General features: G+C 34.5%; 1 pseudogene. It reads right to left on the bottom strand.

Going from position 1 to position 656, the window contains the following annotated elements:
- Positions 1 to 536: pseudogene (locus ACYQ2O_RS12600) on the bottom strand (transposase); the annotation flags it as partial.
- Between the last annotated feature and the right edge of the window lie 120 nt (positions 537 to 656).

Genomic DNA, 656 nt, shown 5'->3' with positions numbered 1-656 from the left:
TTACGTGTGGCTTGATGTCCTGCCGGACAAACAACCATTTCGGCATCCTTATTAAATTCAAACTCTTTATGTCCTTTGCGTGTACCTTCACTCACAATTGGATTTAATTTGGCTATTAAATGAATATTTTCTTTGTGAGCCATTTTAATATTATCTTTTCCAGAATAGGCAGCGTCCGCAATGACTTCTTCAATAATAAGTCCTTGATCAACGGTTTTGTTAATTAAAGTTTCTAATTCCTTACCGTCTGATTTTTCACCAGTCGTTATTGTCGCAGCTGTGATGATTCGCTCATCCGTTATAGCAAGATGAGTTTTATAGCCTAAAAAAGAATCGGCGGCTGATTTATAGCCAATCTTTGCCTCGTCTTTTCCTAAGGAATTTAAATGATTAATGTCATCTTCGATATTCTCTTTTAAAATATTGACTTTTTCTTTCACTTTAGGATAATTCATAAGGATATCATTGGTTTCCACGACTTCGATTAATTCTTGACAATAATCAATTTCTGCCTCTAAATCATCTCTATTGTATTTTGCAAGACTTTTCTACACAACATTGCAGCGATAAACTACACAATTTTGCACCTGAAAGATTCTTTTAGTTATTTGTGTTTGGATAGTGCATTCTTTAGTCGAAAACTCTCTCCGGTAAAG

It is taken from the genome of Alkalibacterium sp. m-11, from assembly GCF_054658155.1.
Note: the sequence above shows the minus strand (reverse complement) of the source record. Positions and strands in the feature narration are given on the sequence as shown.